Genomic DNA, 16,659 nt, shown 5'->3' on the forward strand with positions numbered 1-16,659 from the left:
ACCAAGTTATTTATCTAGTGACCTTGAAATTGGGGCATAGAGTACCATCTATTTAGGAAAGAAAGTTAGGAGCTTTATTACTATGGAAACGATTCACACGCTCACTCAGTTACTAAAGAATAGCGGTTGCCAGTACGATATCTACGACCTAGGTCGCCGTATTCAGAAGATCGACAACACCTTATTCTCTGATGTTGAGCAAGGGAAACAGCCGTACCCATTTCCACTTCAGAAACAAGCTCACTTAGCGATTAGTTACTGGAACGAACACAAGCAACCTTGGATCTGGTTCCTAAAATTCAAACTGGACGAAAGAGGCCTATTACATCAAGGTGATGTCGGCAATTTCCTTAAGTTTGTTATCGAAGCGATGGGCACACGTTTGAACGGTGAGATCAGCGAAGAGCAACAACAAAAGCTGTCAAACAACCCATATACCTTCAAGCCTTCAGAAGACAAAATGGCCGTGTTCCATAGCCAAGTAAGAGCAGGTTTAGACCTTGCAACGAGCCAATACTACGAACACGCTCAACACTACTTCACAGGCGATCTAGGCTGGGACAACTGGAAAACCGTTGGCCTACAAGGCATCACTGATATGTGTGCTCGTTTAGGCAGCCAACAAAATGGTGTCGCGATTCGCAAAGCATTGAATAAGCTGCCTTCAGAACCTCTATACGCGACTCTCGGGGCGCTTGAGCATACGCAAATCAATGACAAGCTCGCTCAACGCTTACAAGAAATGGCAGAGAATGAGATTAACAGTCAAGAGCCAGATCTGTTCTTACTGTCAGCACTGGTACGTGCCCTTTCTGGCGCAGAGCAAAGCACAACCAACGCCGTAATTAACCAAGTTCTGGCTAGCCCGCGCTTAAGCCACCAAGAAGTATTGATTGGTTTGGCTGGTCGCAGCTGGCACGCACTGCAAGATCCTGCGATTGCTGAGCAGTTCTTGCTGCGTCTCGCACAAACGGGCAACCAAAACTTGTTCAATCAGTTATTTGCAGATTTAGTGATGATTCCGACACTGAGAATGGTATTTTTACCATTATTGAACTCGAACCCATCACCAGAACTCGCCAATGCACTTGTAGAATTACAACAAGCGGCTAAGTCGCAATAGATACCAGACAGAACAGCTCAGTAGCTCATAACAAAAAGCTCAAATCACGAACGGAATAGAGAGATAAAAGGAAGTATGGATTAAATGATAGATAACTTATTGGCTATTTTGATGCTGTGCTTCTTTTGCTTTCTGTTTTGGCAACAGCGCAGGCAATCCGAGCTTGCGAAAGCTGCCATTGCGAGAAAATGTAAAGAGCTCGACTTACAGCTATTAAGTGTTGCCTTTAGTGGTCATAAACTTAAGATGCGCCATGAGCTCACCACCATTTGGCGCTGGCACACCGTGTATCAATTTGAGTTTTCAGCGTTAGGTGATGACCTGTACCAAGGGAAACTGACCATGGTGGGCTTCCGTTCTATGCGGTTTGAGCTACAGCCTCATAGAATGTAACGTCGCAATACGCGGTATAACTATATTCATGATAAGGGCCAAACTGATCTTGTTTGGTCTCTTTAAATGCAAAGCCTAACTTTTCAAGTAACTTAATTGATGGGTTATGACCAACATTAACGGTCGCGACAACATTCGTTAGGTGTTCTTCAAAACAAACCAAACTAAAGAAAGGTTTTAGCACTTCACTAGCAAGGCCTTGATTCCAAAACTCCTTGTCCAGAATAAATCCCAGTTCATGCTTCCCTTCTTCAGACGAAACAAACAAATGCCCGAGGTATTCGCGGGTTTGGTTGTGGATAATGGCTCGGCAAAAACCAACGTTGTCGTTCAGTATTTCTTGAAATAGGTGTTTTGCAGAGGCAATAGAATGCGGCCCGTTCATTTCAGCACGATTGATGGGGCAGCAATTCAACTTGATAAAGTCATGTTCTAACTGCTCGGTATAAGGTACCAACAGCGTTCTTGAGGTTGCTATCGTCATAAAACACTCCTTGTGTTGACCATTAGCAGAAAAGCAGATGTCGCGTGCTTAGATAAAAGCTCCTGAATTAAAGAGAGCCCCTAGATAGAGAAAAAGCCTTAGGAAAAGAAAAGCCCCGACACCGAAGTGTCAGGGCTAGGGTCTTACTCGCAGCAGTCCGGCTACTAATTAATGCTCCATGCATCATCCATAATAGTGGCTGTAATCCTTCAGCTCTTTCCTTTACTTCGCCGTCCTAGCGGTGTCCAATCATCCTGAAAGCTAACAATCCTAGTTAGCGCACATCACTTGTTCCGTGAGCGGTGTCCTTTACATCGTCCTGATGCTAATCCAACCCTTTAATCCTAAAGGTGTCCATTGTCATTCCGTTGCAGCTAACTTCCTGTTAACTGACTGTATCCCTACAATGTCCTTACGCTCCATGCTTGATCACTCAATCCTAAGTAACCAAATCTTCATCCTGAAGATAACCAAATCCTTGGTGCTTTCCTGTTCCGTGTCAGAATCCTTCCGACAAGGTTTAATTTACGCGATTTAGGATTTCGGACAATAGATTTGCATCACATTTTGAATTCAAGAAAGTTGTTAATTATATAAAACAATTAAAATTCAACACCTTAACCATGTGCGCATCAATCTCTCTAGCGATGTATTCGTGTTATCTCACAACCTTTGTAAGAGATCTCTCACAAGCCATGGGCGGTTTTATGATTCGCTATCATTCACCAGAGCGAGTAAAATGACTAAAGACTAAAAATGGAGATCAACATGCTGACAAAAGATGTTTCTGAAGAGTTGAAATCAGTGCTTGAAGGACTGCAAGCGCAAGGGAAAGAGCCGACAGTTGCTTTAGTTAAGGCTCGTATGAGCACATCCGTTCCGATGCCCGCTTTAATCACGACCATCAAGAGCTGGAAAAGCGCAAATCGTGTTCCTAAAGTTGAAGTCGCGACACAAGAAGAGCCAGCACTTGATCGTGTTAGCCAACTGGAAAAGCAAATCCTTGAACTCACTGCTCGCGTTGCCATGCTTGAAGCTAAACTAACTGATCAATAAGGCAACTGAGCAATAAGTTGACCGATAAATAAGCTAACAGAGAAATAGAACACTATGAAGATATGGGTTGATGCGGACGCTTGTCCAAAGGTTATCCGAGAAACAATCGTACGCGCAGCTGAGCGCACAGGGGTTGAATGTACCTTTGTGGCAAACCATCTGGTTCCCGTTCCTAAACGCAATAACATTCACTCAATTCAAGTGCCAAGCGGGTTTGATATTGCTGATGATGAAATCGTAAAGCGCACTGAACCCGGCGATCTTGTGATTACATCCGATATCCCTCTGGCTGACGAAGTGATCACTAAAGGTGGGCAAGCACTCAGCTCTCGTGGTGAGCTTTACACCAAAGAGACCATTAAAGCGCGTCTGAACATTCGTGACTTTATGGATACCATGCGCTCAAGTGGCATCCAAACGGGTGGACCAAGTGCCCTTTCTCAAACCGACCGTCGTGAGTTTGCCAACCACTTAGATAGAATTCTAGCCAAACGCTAGCTGGCTCATCCGAGCTTAACCTAGTTCTATCTCTCCATAAAAAATCAAAAAACCTGCAAACAATGCAGGTTTTTTTAATATCAATTAGAAGAAGGTTTCCCCTACTCTACAACTAAGGCGTGTAGTACGTTGCAGCACCTGGACCTACTGGTAGGCCAAATACGAATACCCAAACGTAGAACATTAAGCTCCAACCAACCAAGAATACGATTGAGTATGGAAGCATAGTTGCAATCAGAGTACCGATACCTAGGTTCTTCATGTAACGCGTCGCTACAGCTAGGATAAGACCAAAGTAGCTCATCATTGGCGTAATGATGTTGGTTGTTGAATCACCGATACGGTAAGCCGCTTGAATCGTTTCAGGTGCGTAACCTACTAACATTAGCATTGGAACGAAGATTGGCGCTGTTACTGCCCACTGAGCAGAAGCCGAACCGATCATCAGGTTAATGAAGCCACACATTAGGATGAATGCGAAGAACAACATTGGACCCGTTAGGCCGATATCCTGTAGGAAAGTAGCACCTGCAACTGCGAATACTTGACCGAAGTTAGTCCACTTGAAGAAAGCAACAAACTGAGCAGCGAAGAACACAAGTACGATGTACATGCCCATTGAAGACATAGACTTAGACATTGCATTGATTACATCACGGTCTGTTTTCATTGTGCCGGTAACTTTACCGTAAACAAAACCAGGAACTGCGAAGAATACGAAGATGAACGCTACGATACTTTTCAGGAATGGAGAACCTGAAACCGTACCTGCTGCTGAACGTAGAACACCATCAGCTGGAACAATCGTCCAAGCAAGAAGCGCTGAAACCGCTAGCACTGCGATACCCGCAAACTTAAGGCCTTTCTTCTCAACGTCTGTTAGCTTGCCCATTGAATCATTTGATAAATCTTCAGACGCTTCTTCGTCGTTGTATTTACCCAGTTTTGGTTCAACAATCTTCTCAGTTACAAATGCACCTGTAATCGCGATGAAGAAAGTAGAAACAAACATGAAGTACCAGTTTGATTCAGGACCAACGTTGTAAGTCGGGTCAATCATTTGTGCTGCTGTTGTAGTAATACCAGAAAGCAGCGGGTCAACCGTACCGATTAGAAGGTTTGCAGAGTAACCACCAGATACACCAGCAAATGCTGCCGCTAGACCTGCTAATGGGTGACGACCCAAAGAGTGGAAAAGCATTGCTGCAAGCGGGATAAGTACTACATAGCCAAGCTCTGAAGCCGTGTTAGAGATAATACCTGCGAAAACTACGGTTACCGTAACCATGCGCTTAGATGCGCCCATTACCATGCCACGCATCGCCGCAGATAATAGACCTGAGTGCTCAGCAATCGCTACACCTAGCATTGCAACAAGCACGGTACCTAATGGCGCAAAGCCAACAAAGTTTGTCACTAGATTAGTAACAATGAGCTGTAAGCCTTCAGCATTAAGTAAGCTTACAACGTAGATCATGCCGTCAGCAGCACGACCTGGAGCACCTTCTGGACGAGGGTCCATAACAGAGACTTCAAAATATCCAGCGATACCTGAAGTAACTAGAATAGCGACACAGAAGATTGCGAAAAGAGTGATCGGGTGGGGTAATAGGTTCCCCAAATATTCAACACCATCGAGAAAACGGGTAAAAATAGGTTTCTTTGGCGAGTTGTTTTTTATTGAAGCAGATGAACTCATCTGTTCCCTCCTTGTGTAGTGATTCCTGTGCAATTGTGACAAAGATGTTCAAATTGCCAGCGAAGGGTACGCGACAAAATTATCAATTAGAAATTCAAAATGTTACAAAATGTGTAGCAAAGGACGATTTTTAACTCTATTTGAACAATTAATTAGCAAATAAATCTACATTAAATACAAAATCTAGATTTATAATTCACAATTACACATTCACTACAAATATAAGTGATAGTATAACCCATTGATTCACTTGAAAATAAAACACACCATACGATAAATTAATACACAATATCCTGTCAGGTTCTTCTCGAGGGAAAAGAAAAACAGACAAATGAATGAAGTTTGACTTTCCCCTCGTTTTTACACTCGCGTCACATCAATTTGACTGACTAATTCTGAACCGCTTTGAATCTCGGATTGGTTTTGCAGATAACATAATGACGACCTCTGCGCTTAACTATCTGGCAATCAGGGTGACGGCTTTTCGCACTTTTAAGTGATTTAACAACTTTCATTATTTAGCTCCCTTACCTAATTGACCAAAGCGACGAGTAAAATTAGCAACACGTCCCTCTTTATGTAGCACTCTCTGTTTACCCGTATAGAAAGGATGTGATTTTGAAGACACTTCAATAGTGAAATAAGGGTAAGTATTACCATCTTCCCATTCGATAGTACGCTCTGTTTTCAAGGTGGAGCCAATCAAGAAGTACTCATCAACATTGGTGTCGTGGAACACCACTGTGCGGTAGCCCGGGTGGATATTCGGTTTCATTGTATTTCCCTAAATAATTGAATTGATATGTTATAACATAACAAATGATAATTATTATCAAAAGAAAAACAAGCGATTTTATGATATTTTCCCGCCATAGATCGTAATCAGAGACGTCCACTCATGTACTCCATTGAACCTATTGGCTTTATAGAGTCTCCCTATAAAGAGAAGTTCGCAGTGCCAAGGCAACCTAGATTGGTACCAACATCCACCTCAAGAGTCAGATTGGTTGATGCAGCAAACTGTCTTGAGTCTGTTCGGGATATTGAGCAATTTAGCCATGTGTGGTTGTTGTTTCTGTTCGATAAGAACCTTGAAGCGGGCTGGAAACCAACTGTGAGGCCGCCTCGACTTGGCGGCAATGAACGTATCGGTGTTTTCGCATCACGTGCGACATTCAGACCGAATGGGATTGGTATGTCCGCGGTTGAGCTCAAAGGTGTCTATCAAGAAAAAGGACAAACTTGGTTGGACTTGGGCAGCGTCGATCTCGTTGACGGTACACCGATCATCGACATCAAGCCTTATATCCCCTATTCAGATTCGATTCCGGATGCATTGGGAGGGTTTGCCGCCGATGAACCAGAAGTGCTCGACGTTAACTTTTCGCAGCAAGCGCAAAGTAAGCTCGCAAGCCATCCACAAGCGCGCCATATCATTCAGGTGATCAAAGAAGTATTAGGCCAAGATCCTCGCCCTGCCTATAAGAAAGGTAAGCCTGACAACAAGGAATATGCGGTAAATTTGTTCAATCTTAACGTGAAATTCGTGGTTGAAACGCTTTTCATCAATGTAACTGACATTGAACGCTTTTGAGATCCCAAATAGGCTGATATTATATGCGGCTATATCAGATTTGCTGTGGTTACGAACGACAGCAAGTTTTCTTTTATCAATGATGAAACGGATACCATAGAATGCGTACCAGTAACTACCTTCTTTCTACTCTGAAAGAGACTCCAAACGACGCAGAAGTTATCAGCCACCAGCTGATGCTACGTGCAGGTATGATCCGTAAGCTAGCTTCAGGTTTATATACTTGGCTACCTACTGGTCTACGTGTACTGCGTAAAGTCGAAAATATCGTTCGCCAAGAGATCGATAATGCAGGTGCCGTTGAAATCTTGATGCCCGTAGTTCAACCGTTTGAGCTTTGGGAAGAGACTGGCCGTTCTGAAAAGATGGGGCCTGAGCTACTTCGTTTCACAGACCGTCACTCTCGTCCATTTGTTCTTAGCCCAACAGCTGAAGAAGTGGTAACGAGTCTAGTACGTAACGAGATCAGCTCTTACAAACAGCTACCTCTAAATCTGTACCAAATCCAGACTAAATTCCGTGATGAGCGCCGCCCTCGTTTTGGCGTAATGCGTGCACGTGAATTCTCTATGATGGATGCGTACAGCTTTGATATCGACAAAGAAGGCTTAGAAAAGTCTTACCAAGCGATGCACGATGCTTACTGTAAAGCATTCGACCGTATGGGCCTTGAATACCGTCCAGTATTGGCAGACTCTGGCGCAATCGGCGGCAGCGGCTCTCAAGAGTTCCACGTTCTTGCTGAAAGCGGCGAAGACCTAATCGCATTCTCAACTGAGTCAGATTACGCAGCAAACATCGAAAAAGCAGAAGCACTTGCTCCTACTGAAGATGCAGCAGCACCAACTCAAGAGATGGAACTGGTTGATACACCAAATGCGAAAACTATCGCAGAATTGGTAGAGCAACACGGTCTAGCAATCGAGAAGACAGTTAAGACTCTATTCGTTAAAGCATCTGATGAAGTAGAAGCAGATATCATTGCTCTAATCATCCGTGGTGACCACGAGCTTAACGAAGTGAAAGCAGAAAACCTTCCACAGGTTGCTTCTCCATTAGAGATGGCTTCTGAAGAAGAAATCCGTGCACTTGTTGGTGCAGGTCCTGGTTCACTTGGCCCTGTTGGCCTAGAGCTACCATTCATCGTTGACCGCTCAGTTGCTGTAATGAGTGACTTCGGCGCTGGTGCAAACGTAGACGGTAAGCACTACTTCGGAATTAACTGGGGTCGTGACGTTGAGCTTGCTCAAGTTGAAGACCTACGTAACGTAGTTGAAGGTGACCTTAGCCCATGTGGTAAAGGTACTATCCAGCTTAAGCGTGGTATCGAAGTGGGTCACATCTTCCAACTGGGTAATACTTACTCTAAAGCAATGAACTGTAACGTGCTTGGTCCTGATGGTAAGAGCGTAATCCTAGAGATGGGTTGTTACGGTATCGGTGTTTCACGTGTTGTTGCATCTGCTATCGAGCAAAACCACGATAAATTCGGTATCACTTGGCCAGACGCACTAGCGCCGTTCCAAGTTGCTATCGTACCAATGAACATGCACAAATCTGAGCGCGTTAAAGAAGCAGCTGAGAAGCTATACGCTGAATTAACAGCTATGGGTATCGAAGTTTTATTCGATGACCGTAAAGAGCGCCCTGGTGTTATGTTTAAAGATATCGAGCTTGTGGGTATCCCTCACACTATCGTTATCGGCGATCGCAGCATGGACGAAGGTAACTTCGAATACAAAAACCGTCGTACTGGTGATAAAGAAGCTATCGCAATGGACACGGTTATCGAGCACCTTAAGGCTCAACTAGCTTAGTAATCCGATTACTGACTAGATAAACATTGAAAGGCTGCCGTTAGGTGGCCTTTTTTGTGCCTGTCATTTCGCTTCAAACTCCCTTCTATTTATCAGTAGAGTAAATAACGTAAGTTAATCCCCTGTTCATCTTTAAATCCGTATATTGGTGTCATCAACTTTTTGGACATGCTCACCATTGGAGGTATCGATGGATATCAAAAGCTTACTGAACCAAGCACTTAAATCAGATCTCGTAAAACAAGGTACTCAGAAACTTTCACAAGGGTCTTCAAGTTTAAGTGGCCTTTCTCAAGGCAGCAATAGCAAGAGTAGCAGTAAAAGTACACTCGGAGCCTTCGGTGCAGGCGCAGTTGGCGGAGGACTGTTAGGTGCGTTAATGGGCTCTAAGAAGACTAAGAAAATGGGTAAGAAAGCGGCTGGGATTGGCGGCGCAGCAGCACTGGGCGCTTTGGCTTATAAAGTCTACAACGACTACCAGTCCAAACAAGGCCAGACACCTAACGCCGAACAGGCTCAGTTTGATGAAAATGATGCAAACCACAGCGTGCTGATTCTACGATCGATGATTGCCGCGTCTAAAGCTGATGGCCATGTTGATGAAGACGAGATGGCTAAGATAGAGCAAGCCGTCGAGAATATGGGCGCTGATTATCAACTGACTAAATTGGTCTCTGAAGAACTGCATAAGCCACTCGACCCAAGCGAAATCGCTCAACTGGCAACGTCACCTCAACAGGCGAGTGAGATCTACTTAGCCTCTTTGATTGTGGCCGACGAACAGAATTTCATGGAAAAGGCGTACCTGAAAGAGCTCGCGAAACAGCTCAATCTTGCTGATGAAGTCACCTATCAACTTGAACAACAAGTCTCTGGCTAATCGGCAAGTACCAAACGAAGCCGTAAAGAACGGCCTAAGCAGCGAGCTAACCAAGTGAGATATTGAGCAAGGACAAACTAACTCTGAACTTGATCAGATCCACTTTGTTTTTGCTTATCTCTATGTGTATATTGAGATCAGTTATCATTTGGTTAGGTATAAAAATGAAAGTATACGATTGTTGTGATTTGGTTCGTGAACTGTATTCTCAAATTGGCAGTGGCGACCAAGGCTATATCCCTAAAGCGATCACCTGCGCAGTAAAAACATTGAATGACCTTGCTGCCGATGAGTCTCTTCCTAAAGAAGCTCGTGAACGTGCAGCCTTTGCCGCTGCTAACTTACTGATTTCAGATTTCGAGGACTAATATGAACCTCGCTAACTTTGAAAAAATGGATCCAGTGATGTTGATGAGCATCGTCAACATGAAGCTACGTGACGACTTCGGCGGTGATATAGATCGAGTGGTCAACTTCTACGAGATCGACAAAGCAGCATTGATCGCTAAACTTGCGTCTGCTGGTTTTGAATTCCTTCCAGAAGCCAAACAGTTTCGATAGTCATTTAAAACAAGCTTGATTTTGAAAGGCCAACCTCAGTGTTGGTCTTTTTTATTGGTGATACGTATTGGATAAACATGCAGTTAGCCAATTATAAATTATCTGTCTACATCTATACTTTTATATCTTAGAGTCAACGAGCGCTCCTTGAACCAAAGCGTGTTGTTGTATAGGCTACCTGAAATAGCATATAAAACTCATCAATCAATCTGATGATAGCGAAGGATTAACAATGAAAAGACTCGGACTTTTGGCAGTTTTCGCAGCAACACTGACTGCAGGTTGCGCTTCAAATACACAGCAAGACAACTTTCGTGAAGCCTCTTTTGAGCTGTGTAACACCGAAGTCGATATTTACTCAGTAAGCCATGATGAAAGAGTGCGTATTGTCTGCTCTGATGGATCTAAATTCGCTCTGAAAAGCGAAGACACACTAGAAGTGATGCGTGACATCAATATCGACTACTGTGACGGCGAAGGCTTAGGAAAATTCAACGAGAGCCGCCATTATTACTCATTCAAGTGTAAGTCTGGCACCCTGCTTAGTATCAGAAAGTAGAACCAACATAAGAAAACCACAAAGGGTTGATGTGCAAATATCAGCCCTTTTTAGTACCGCCTTTCTGCATTCTCAGATAACCCAACTCCATACCGACAGATACCAAAAAGGCCCCTAACAAGGAGCCCTTCAAATCGTACTTTCAATCAAATAGCTTAAGTTCAAGGAACAGGCGCGGAGTTTTCAGCACCTTTCCCTAAAACAAAAGAGACTCAATGAGCCCCTTTAAAAGTATTTTTCAAAGTAGTCGTTTGAAATTCTAGGAGAGCACGCGGAGCTTACGGATGTAAGTGAGCATGCTCGACAACGAAGTTCAAATTACTACGAAGAAAAATTAAGCGTAAACAGGTAGACGCTTACAGATCTCTAATACTTTTGCTTTCGTTGCTTCGATAACAGACTCATCACCCATGTTATCTAGGATGTCACAGATCCAACCTGCTAGCTCTTTCGCGTCTGCTTCTGAGAAACCGCGACGAGTGATAGAAGGAGAACCGATACGGATACCTGAAGTAACGAATGGGCTACGTGGGTCGTTTGGTACTGAGTTCTTGTTTACAGTGATGTTTGCTGCACCTAGTGCTGCATCTGCTTCTTTACCTGTGATGTCTTTGTTGATTAGGTCAACTAGGAACAGGTGGTTCTCTGTAGAACCTGAAACGATGTTGTAACCACGAGCTAGGAATTCAGCAACCATTGCTTTTGCGTTAGCAACAACGCGTGCTTGGTATTCTTTGAACTCTGGCTCTAGAGCTTCTTTGAACGCTACTGCTTTACCAGCGATAACGTGCATTAGAGGACCACCTTGGCCGCCTGGGAATACTGCTGAGTTCAGCTTCTTGTAAAGATCTTCGCCTTCGTTAGAAAGGATTAGACCACCACGAGGACCCGCAAGCGTTTTGTGCGTCGTTGTAGTTACTACGTGAGCGTGTGGCACTGGGTTCGGGTAAACGCCTGCAGCGATTAGACCTGCTACGTGAGCCATATCTACGAACAGGTAAGCACCTACTTTGTCAGCGATTTCACGCATGCGCTTCCAATCACAGATTTGAGAGTAAGCAGAGAAACCACCGATGATCATCTTAGGCTTGTTCTCGATAGCCAGCTTTTCCATCTCTTCGTAATCGATTTGACCCGCTTCATCGATACCGTAAGGGATGATGTTGTAAAGCTTACCAGAGAAGTTTACTGGAGAACCGTGAGTTAGGTGACCACCGTGTGCTAGGCTCATACCTAGAACCGTATCGCCTGCATTTAGTAGTGCCATGTATACAGCGTTATTTGCTTGAGAACCTGAGTGAGGCTGTACGTTTGCGTACTCTGCACCAAATAGTTCACATGCACGTTCAATTGCTAGAGTTTCAACTTTGTCTACGTACTCACAACCACCGTAGTAACGCTTGCCTGGGTAGCCTTCAGCGTATTTGTTTGTTAGCTGAGAACCTTGAGCTTCCATTACACGTGGGCTTGTGTAGTTTTCTGAAGCGATAAGTTCGATATGCTCTTCCTGACGAAGAGTTTCTTCTTGGATAGCTGCGAATAGATCCGCATCGTAATCAGCAATGTTCATGTCACGCTTAAGCATCTGTATCTCCTGACTCAGATTGTACTGAAAGTTTCAAAAAAACCACACAACGACCGAAAGCAAACGTTTCCGTCACCGTTTTGATGTGACGCATTCTACATAATTTGATCTAGGTCATAAAGAGCTAATTGCAATTTTATCATGCAGTTTTTTCATAATCACAAATAAGATTCATCATGGTTATTTGGCTTATCCAACCAAAGATGGCGCTTACTGTCAATTTTACGCTTTACACCCTGTAAAACGCAGATTACATAGGTTTACCTTAATTTTGCCCCTCAAGCTACCGAAAGCTAAGGTTTTTCTCTACTATGCACGCCTTTATTGGTTAGGTAATTATAAAAACGATGGAAAAACACTCACGTAAAGAAGATTGGGTAGCGATTCTCACTGGCACGTTTTTAGTGGCGTTAGGCGTCTTCTTTTTACAGTCAGCGAACCTGCTTACCGGGGGCACTACTGGCTTGGCTCTGCTTTTGAGTCAATTCTTGCCTGTAACCTTTGGTATTTTGTACTTTGTTGCCAATTGTCCATTCTATTTATTAGCATGGAAACGATTCGGCCGTAGCTTTGCTATTAGCAGTGCGATTTCTGGTGCTTTAGTGTCTGTGTTTGCCGATCATTTATACTTAGTTATCTCGCTAGAAGTTCATAACGAGATCTATTGTGCTGTTGCCGGCGGCTTACTAATGGGCTTAGGTATGCTAATCCTATTCCGTCACCGCTCAAGTCTGGGTGGCTTCAACGTACTGTGCTTGTTTATCCAAGACCGCTACGGTATCTCGGTAGGTAAAACACAAATGGGTATTGATGCATGTATTCTGTTTGCATCCTTCTTCTTCGTGTCACCTTGGGTGATTGCCGTTTCTGTATTAGGCACCGCAGTATTGAACATCGTATTGGCAATGAACCACAAACCAACTCGCTACTCGGTGAATTACGCGTCTTAGAGTTCATTACCTGCTCTGTCGTTGCTGGCACTCGATGCTCAAACTTCTCGCAAGTAGACTCGAGGCACGATATTCCAGCCATCACTAAAACAAAAAAGGCTTTGGGGAGCACTCCAAAGCCTTTGTAGAAGCCCAATCCTTTAAGGGGAATAAGAATCAAGCTTCTTAAAATGAAACAAGGTTAACCTTCAATCAAGAGAATACGAGTCTCGTAAGGACGTAAGACTTGATGATGTAATGCAACTGAAGTGTTCGCTTGTTGATAGTTAGACAACAGACTCTTCGCCTTAGTCATATCAAAACGTTCCGGTAAAACGCACTCCGCCTCTTCACCATAATAGTTGTTAATACACAGCAAGGTTTGCCCTTCGTTCTCACGTGCATATGCAAAAATGGATGAGTGATCAGGCAATAGATCTTGATAGCTGCCATCCGTAATCACTGGCACTTGTTTACGTAACTCAATCAAACTCTTATAGAAATAGAAAACAGAGTCTCTGTCTTCAAGTGCTTGCTCAGCGTTAATCTCAGAGTAATTATTCGCTACATCAAGCCATGGCTGAGCTTGTGAGAATCCTGCGTAAGGCTCACTGTTCCATTGCATTGGTGTACGAGAGTTATCACGAGACTTCTGCGCTAAAATCGCCATCATATCTTGATGAGCTACACCATCACGGTTCACCATGATGTCGTACATATTGGTACTCTCAACATCACGATACTGGCTAATTTCAGTATAGCCAGGGTTGGTCATGCCAATCTCTTCACCTTGATAGATATAAGGTGTGCCCTGCATCATATGCACAGAAGCGGCGAGCATCTTGGCTGATTCAACGCGATATTGCTGATCGTTACCTAAGCGGCTCACCACTCTTGGTTGGTCGTGGTTACACCAGAATAGTGCGCCCCACCCTTTGCCATTCAATCCCGTTTGCCAGTGGTTAAAGATCGATTTGAGCTGTAAGAAATCGAATGGCGCATTGGTCCACTTCTCACCATTGGTGTAATCGACCTTGAGATGATGGAAGTTAAACACCATCGATAGCTCGCTGTTATCAACGTTTGAGTATTGCTGGCAATGTTCCAACGTAGTTGAAGACATCTCGCCTACGGTCACGCTGCCGTATTTCTGGAATACCGCTTCGCTGATCTCTTTCAGATATTCGTGTACTCGTGGGCCATCGGTATAGAAACGGCGACCATCGCCAATATCATCATTAGGGAAGTCTTGCTGCTTCGAAATCAGGTTGATCACGTCCAAGCGGAAACCATCAACGCCCTTTTCTGCCCAGAAGCTAATAACGTCTTTCACTTCTTCGCGTACAACCGGGTTCTCCCAGTTGAGGTCAGCCTGTTCTTTGGCGAACAGGTGTAGGAAGTATTGCCCAGTCGCCTCATCCATTTCCCATGCATTACCACCGAACTTAGACTGCCAGTTGGTTGGTGCTTGGTCGTTTACTGGATCTTTCCATATGTAGTAGTCGCGGTATGGGCTGTTTTTGTCACCCAATGCAGACTGAAACCACGCATGTTCTGTTGAGGTATGGTTTACCACGATATCCATCACGATACGGATACCACGTTGGTGCGCTTCAGCCAGCAATAGGTCGAAGTCTTCCATGGTGCCGAATTGCGGGTTAATCGCATAGTAATCTGAAATATCGTAGCCGTTATCGATCATTGGGGATGCGTAAACTGGGGTTAACCAAATTGCATCCACACTCAAGTGTTTAAGATAATCCAGTTTTGAAATGATCCCTTTGATATCGCCAGTACCTTTACTGCCACTATCACAAAAGCTCTTTGGGTAGATTTGATAGATGGTTGCGGTTTTCCACCAACTTTCATCATGCTCAGTCATCGCCATCTCTAACACTCACTTACCAGAAAATATAAAATAAAAATCACCATGTGAATCATGGTCGAATAGCCGTTATAACTAAAAGAAAAAGCTATAACTAAGAGAAAAAGCGATGGCTCACTTTGGAATCATCGCTTATTAAATGCATTACGCGTTCGCGGTTTCTAACTCACCCTTTGATTGGGCTCGCTTGTAGAAGAACAGGGTTAACGTGATAGGCAGTACTATCGCCACCAGCATCGCGACTAGGTAAATCGACCAATATTGAGGTTGAATCGATAGGATGCCCGGCAAGCCGCCAACACCGATACCATTCGCCATCACACCTGCGCTGCCACAGATTGCGGCTGCAACAGCACTACCAATCATTGCGCTGAGCATTGGGAATTTGTATTTAAGGTTAATACCGTACATCGCAGGCTCTGTTACACCTAAGTAGGCTGAGATTGCTGCAGGAACCGAGATGTCTCGTTCACCTTCACGCTTACTCAAGATAATGATGCCCACTACTGCCGATGCTTGTGCAATATTTGATAGTGCAATCAAAGGCCAGATTGGTGTGCCGCCTAAGTCTTGCATCAATTGCAGATCCACGGCGTTGGTTGTGTGGTGAATACCCGTGATAACCAAAGGTGCGTAAAGAAAGCCAAATACCACTGAACCAAGAATCGCAAAATCACCTGTCATTGCCGCTTTAGCCGCGAATGCCACACCATCGCCTAACATACGACCGAATGGGCCAATGAAAGCGTGCGCTAGAATCACAGACAAAATAATCGATACAAATGGCACAACCACTAGGTACAAGTAAGCTGGGACGATGCGCTTAAGATTGGTTTCAATGAACGCCAAAGCCACACCCGCTAACATTGCAGGGATCACCTGAGCCTGATAACCGACCTTCTCAATCACAAACAGTCCAAAATCCCATACCTCAGGTACCGATTTACCTATCATGTATGCGTTCATGAGTTGTGGTGAAACCAAGGTCACACCGAGCGTGATACCCAAAATAGGGGTTCCGCCGAGTTTCTTAACCGTTGCCCAACACACACCAACCGGTAGGAAGAAGAAAATAGCTTCGCCGATCAACCATAAGAAAGAGTGAACGGTTGCCCAAAATTGACTGATTTCAACTAAGGTTTTGCCGTCGAACATGCGAATGTCGCCAATCACATTACGGAAACCAAGAATCAAACCACCTGTAATGATGGCAGGCAGCAGTGGTACAAAAATTTCGGCTAAATGGGAGATACCACGCTCAAGGAAGTTCATATTTTGACGAGCAGCCAGCTTCGCCTCATCTTTTGATGATGCCTCTTTACCTGTCTGTTCAATCAGAAGTGCGTACACTTCATCAACTTCAGTGCCAATCACAACTTGGAATTGGCCTGCGTTAGTAAAACAGCCTTTTACTAGCTTCAGTTTTTCGAGTTCAACTTTATTGGCCTGCTCTGTATCGTTCAATACAAAACGCAGTCGAGTCAGACAGTGGCTGACACTCGCAATGTTTTCTTTACCACCGACTAACTCGATAAGACGCGCAACGTCTTGCTTCGCTATCTTACTCATACTACCCCACCCTGGTTTCATTCAATT

Annotated in this window: 18 protein-coding genes; 11 read left to right on the forward strand and 7 right to left on the reverse strand. The window is 44.2% G+C overall.

The window, feature by feature from the left end; all coding sequences use genetic code 11:
• Positions 1 to 82 precede the first annotated feature (82 nt).
• The gene (locus A6D97_RS05950; protein WP_017060747.1) at positions 83 to 1,123 is read left to right on the forward strand and encodes a DUF3549 family protein; all 1,041 of its coding nucleotides are present in this window, start codon (positions 83 to 85) and stop codon (positions 1,121 to 1,123) included.
• An 84-nt stretch (positions 1,124 to 1,207) separates the two neighbouring features.
• Positions 1,208 to 1,516 carry a DUF3301 domain-containing protein gene (locus A6D97_RS05955; protein WP_017060748.1) on the forward strand — a complete coding sequence of 103 codons (309 nt, stop codon included), beginning with the start codon at positions 1,208 to 1,210 and terminating at the stop codon, positions 1,514 to 1,516.
• On the opposite strand, the gene A6D97_RS05960 is transcribed toward A6D97_RS05955, so the two are convergent.
• Positions 1,482 to 2,000 carry a GNAT family N-acetyltransferase gene (locus A6D97_RS05960; protein ID WP_017060749.1) on the reverse strand — a complete coding sequence of 173 codons (519 nt, stop codon included), beginning with the start codon at positions 1,998 to 2,000 and terminating at the stop codon, positions 1,482 to 1,484. The two genes, A6D97_RS05955 and A6D97_RS05960, sit on opposite strands and share 35 nt — an antisense overlap.
• Positions 2,001 to 2,768: 768 nt before the next feature.
• On the opposite strand from A6D97_RS05960, the gene A6D97_RS05965 reads away from it, so the two are divergent.
• Both A6D97_RS05965 and A6D97_RS05970 read left to right on the forward strand, forming a co-directional pair.
• Positions 2,769 to 3,056 (forward strand): hypothetical protein, encoded by a 288-nt coding sequence (locus A6D97_RS05965; RefSeq protein ID WP_017069390.1) that lies wholly within the window; start codon positions 2,769 to 2,771, stop codon positions 3,054 to 3,056.
• A 54-nt stretch (positions 3,057 to 3,110) separates the two neighbouring features.
• Positions 3,111 to 3,554 carry a YaiI/YqxD family protein gene (locus A6D97_RS05970; protein WP_017063355.1) on the forward strand — a complete coding sequence of 148 codons (444 nt, stop codon included), beginning with the start codon at positions 3,111 to 3,113 and terminating at the stop codon, positions 3,552 to 3,554.
• A gap of 112 nt (positions 3,555 to 3,666) precedes the next feature.
• Here A6D97_RS05970 and A6D97_RS05975 read toward each other — a convergent pair whose 3' ends face one another.
• The 3 genes from A6D97_RS05975 to A6D97_RS05980 all read right to left on the reverse strand — a co-directional run bounded on the left by A6D97_RS05975 (position 3,667) and on the right by A6D97_RS05980 (position 6,028).
• Positions 3,667 to 5,253, reverse strand: coding sequence for an AbgT family transporter (locus A6D97_RS05975; RefSeq protein ID WP_017069391.1), 1,587 nt, complete (start codon positions 5,251 to 5,253; stop codon positions 3,667 to 3,669).
• Between the two features lie 389 nt (positions 5,254 to 5,642).
• Positions 5,643 to 5,768, reverse strand: coding sequence for a type B 50S ribosomal protein L36 (gene ykgO, locus A6D97_RS21440; RefSeq protein WP_083190210.1), 126 nt, complete (start codon positions 5,766 to 5,768; stop codon positions 5,643 to 5,645).
• Entirely contained in the window at positions 5,768 to 6,028 is a 261-nt protein-coding gene (locus tag A6D97_RS05980; RefSeq protein ID WP_010436456.1) for a type B 50S ribosomal protein L31, read from the reverse strand. The genes ykgO and A6D97_RS05980 overlap by 1 nt, the downstream gene beginning before the upstream one ends.
• Positions 6,029 to 6,151: 123 nt before the next feature.
• Between A6D97_RS05980 and tsaA the strand changes: the two genes are divergently transcribed.
• The 6 genes from tsaA to A6D97_RS06010 all read left to right on the forward strand — a co-directional run bounded on the left by tsaA (position 6,152) and on the right by A6D97_RS06010 (position 10,664).
• Positions 6,152 to 6,847, forward strand: coding sequence for a tRNA (N6-threonylcarbamoyladenosine(37)-N6)-methyltransferase TrmO (tsaA, locus tag A6D97_RS05985; protein WP_065584000.1), 696 nt, complete (start codon positions 6,152 to 6,154; stop codon positions 6,845 to 6,847).
• A 101-nt stretch (positions 6,848 to 6,948) separates the two neighbouring features.
• Positions 6,949 to 8,664 (forward strand): proline--tRNA ligase, encoded by a 1,716-nt coding sequence (locus A6D97_RS05990; protein ID WP_065584001.1) that lies wholly within the window; start codon positions 6,949 to 6,951, stop codon positions 8,662 to 8,664.
• 190 nt (positions 8,665 to 8,854) lie between these two features.
• The gene (locus A6D97_RS05995; RefSeq protein WP_065584002.1) at positions 8,855 to 9,544 is read left to right on the forward strand and encodes a tellurite resistance TerB family protein; all 690 of its coding nucleotides are present in this window, start codon (positions 8,855 to 8,857) and stop codon (positions 9,542 to 9,544) included.
• 164 nt (positions 9,545 to 9,708) lie between these two features.
• A complete protein-coding gene (locus tag A6D97_RS06000; protein WP_008222923.1) occupies positions 9,709 to 9,912 on the forward strand; it encodes a YaeP family protein in 204 nt (67 codons plus the stop codon).
• Between the two features lies 1 nt (position 9,913).
• Positions 9,914 to 10,105, forward strand: coding sequence for a DUF4250 domain-containing protein (locus tag A6D97_RS06005; RefSeq protein WP_029235125.1), 192 nt, complete (start codon positions 9,914 to 9,916; stop codon positions 10,103 to 10,105).
• Positions 10,106 to 10,337: 232 nt separating this feature from the next.
• Positions 10,338 to 10,664: a hypothetical protein gene (locus A6D97_RS06010; protein WP_017063350.1), complete on the forward strand. Its 327-nt coding sequence runs from the start codon at positions 10,338 to 10,340 to the stop codon at positions 10,662 to 10,664.
• 334 nt (positions 10,665 to 10,998) lie between these two features.
• On the opposite strand, the gene glyA is transcribed toward A6D97_RS06010, so the two are convergent.
• Positions 10,999 to 12,249, reverse strand: a complete 1,251-nt coding sequence (gene glyA, locus A6D97_RS06015; protein WP_017066387.1) for a serine hydroxymethyltransferase — start codon at positions 12,247 to 12,249, stop codon at positions 10,999 to 11,001.
• Positions 12,250 to 12,596: 347 nt separating this feature from the next.
• Between glyA and A6D97_RS06020 the strand changes: the two genes are divergently transcribed.
• Positions 12,597 to 13,199 (forward strand): YitT family protein, encoded by a 603-nt coding sequence (locus tag A6D97_RS06020; RefSeq protein WP_017060757.1) that lies wholly within the window; start codon positions 12,597 to 12,599, stop codon positions 13,197 to 13,199.
• Between the two features lie 181 nt (positions 13,200 to 13,380).
• On the opposite strand, the gene treC is transcribed toward A6D97_RS06020, so the two are convergent.
• Together treC and treB are read right to left on the reverse strand one after the other, a co-directional pair.
• Complete coding sequence (treC, locus tag A6D97_RS06025; protein WP_065584003.1) at positions 13,381 to 15,066, reverse strand: alpha,alpha-phosphotrehalase; 1,686 nt, start codon at positions 15,064 to 15,066, stop codon at positions 13,381 to 13,383.
• 141 nt (positions 15,067 to 15,207) lie between these two features.
• The gene (gene treB / locus A6D97_RS06030) at positions 15,208 to 16,632 is read right to left on the reverse strand and encodes a PTS trehalose transporter subunit IIBC (protein ID WP_206208212.1); all 1,425 of its coding nucleotides are present in this window, start codon (positions 16,630 to 16,632) and stop codon (positions 15,208 to 15,210) included.
• Positions 16,633 to 16,659 lie beyond the last annotated feature (27 nt).

The sequence above is a fragment of the Vibrio sp. ZF57 genome (assembly GCF_001691235.1).
Taxonomy (GTDB): Bacteria; Pseudomonadota; Gammaproteobacteria; order Enterobacterales; family Vibrionaceae; genus Vibrio; species Vibrio crassostreae_C.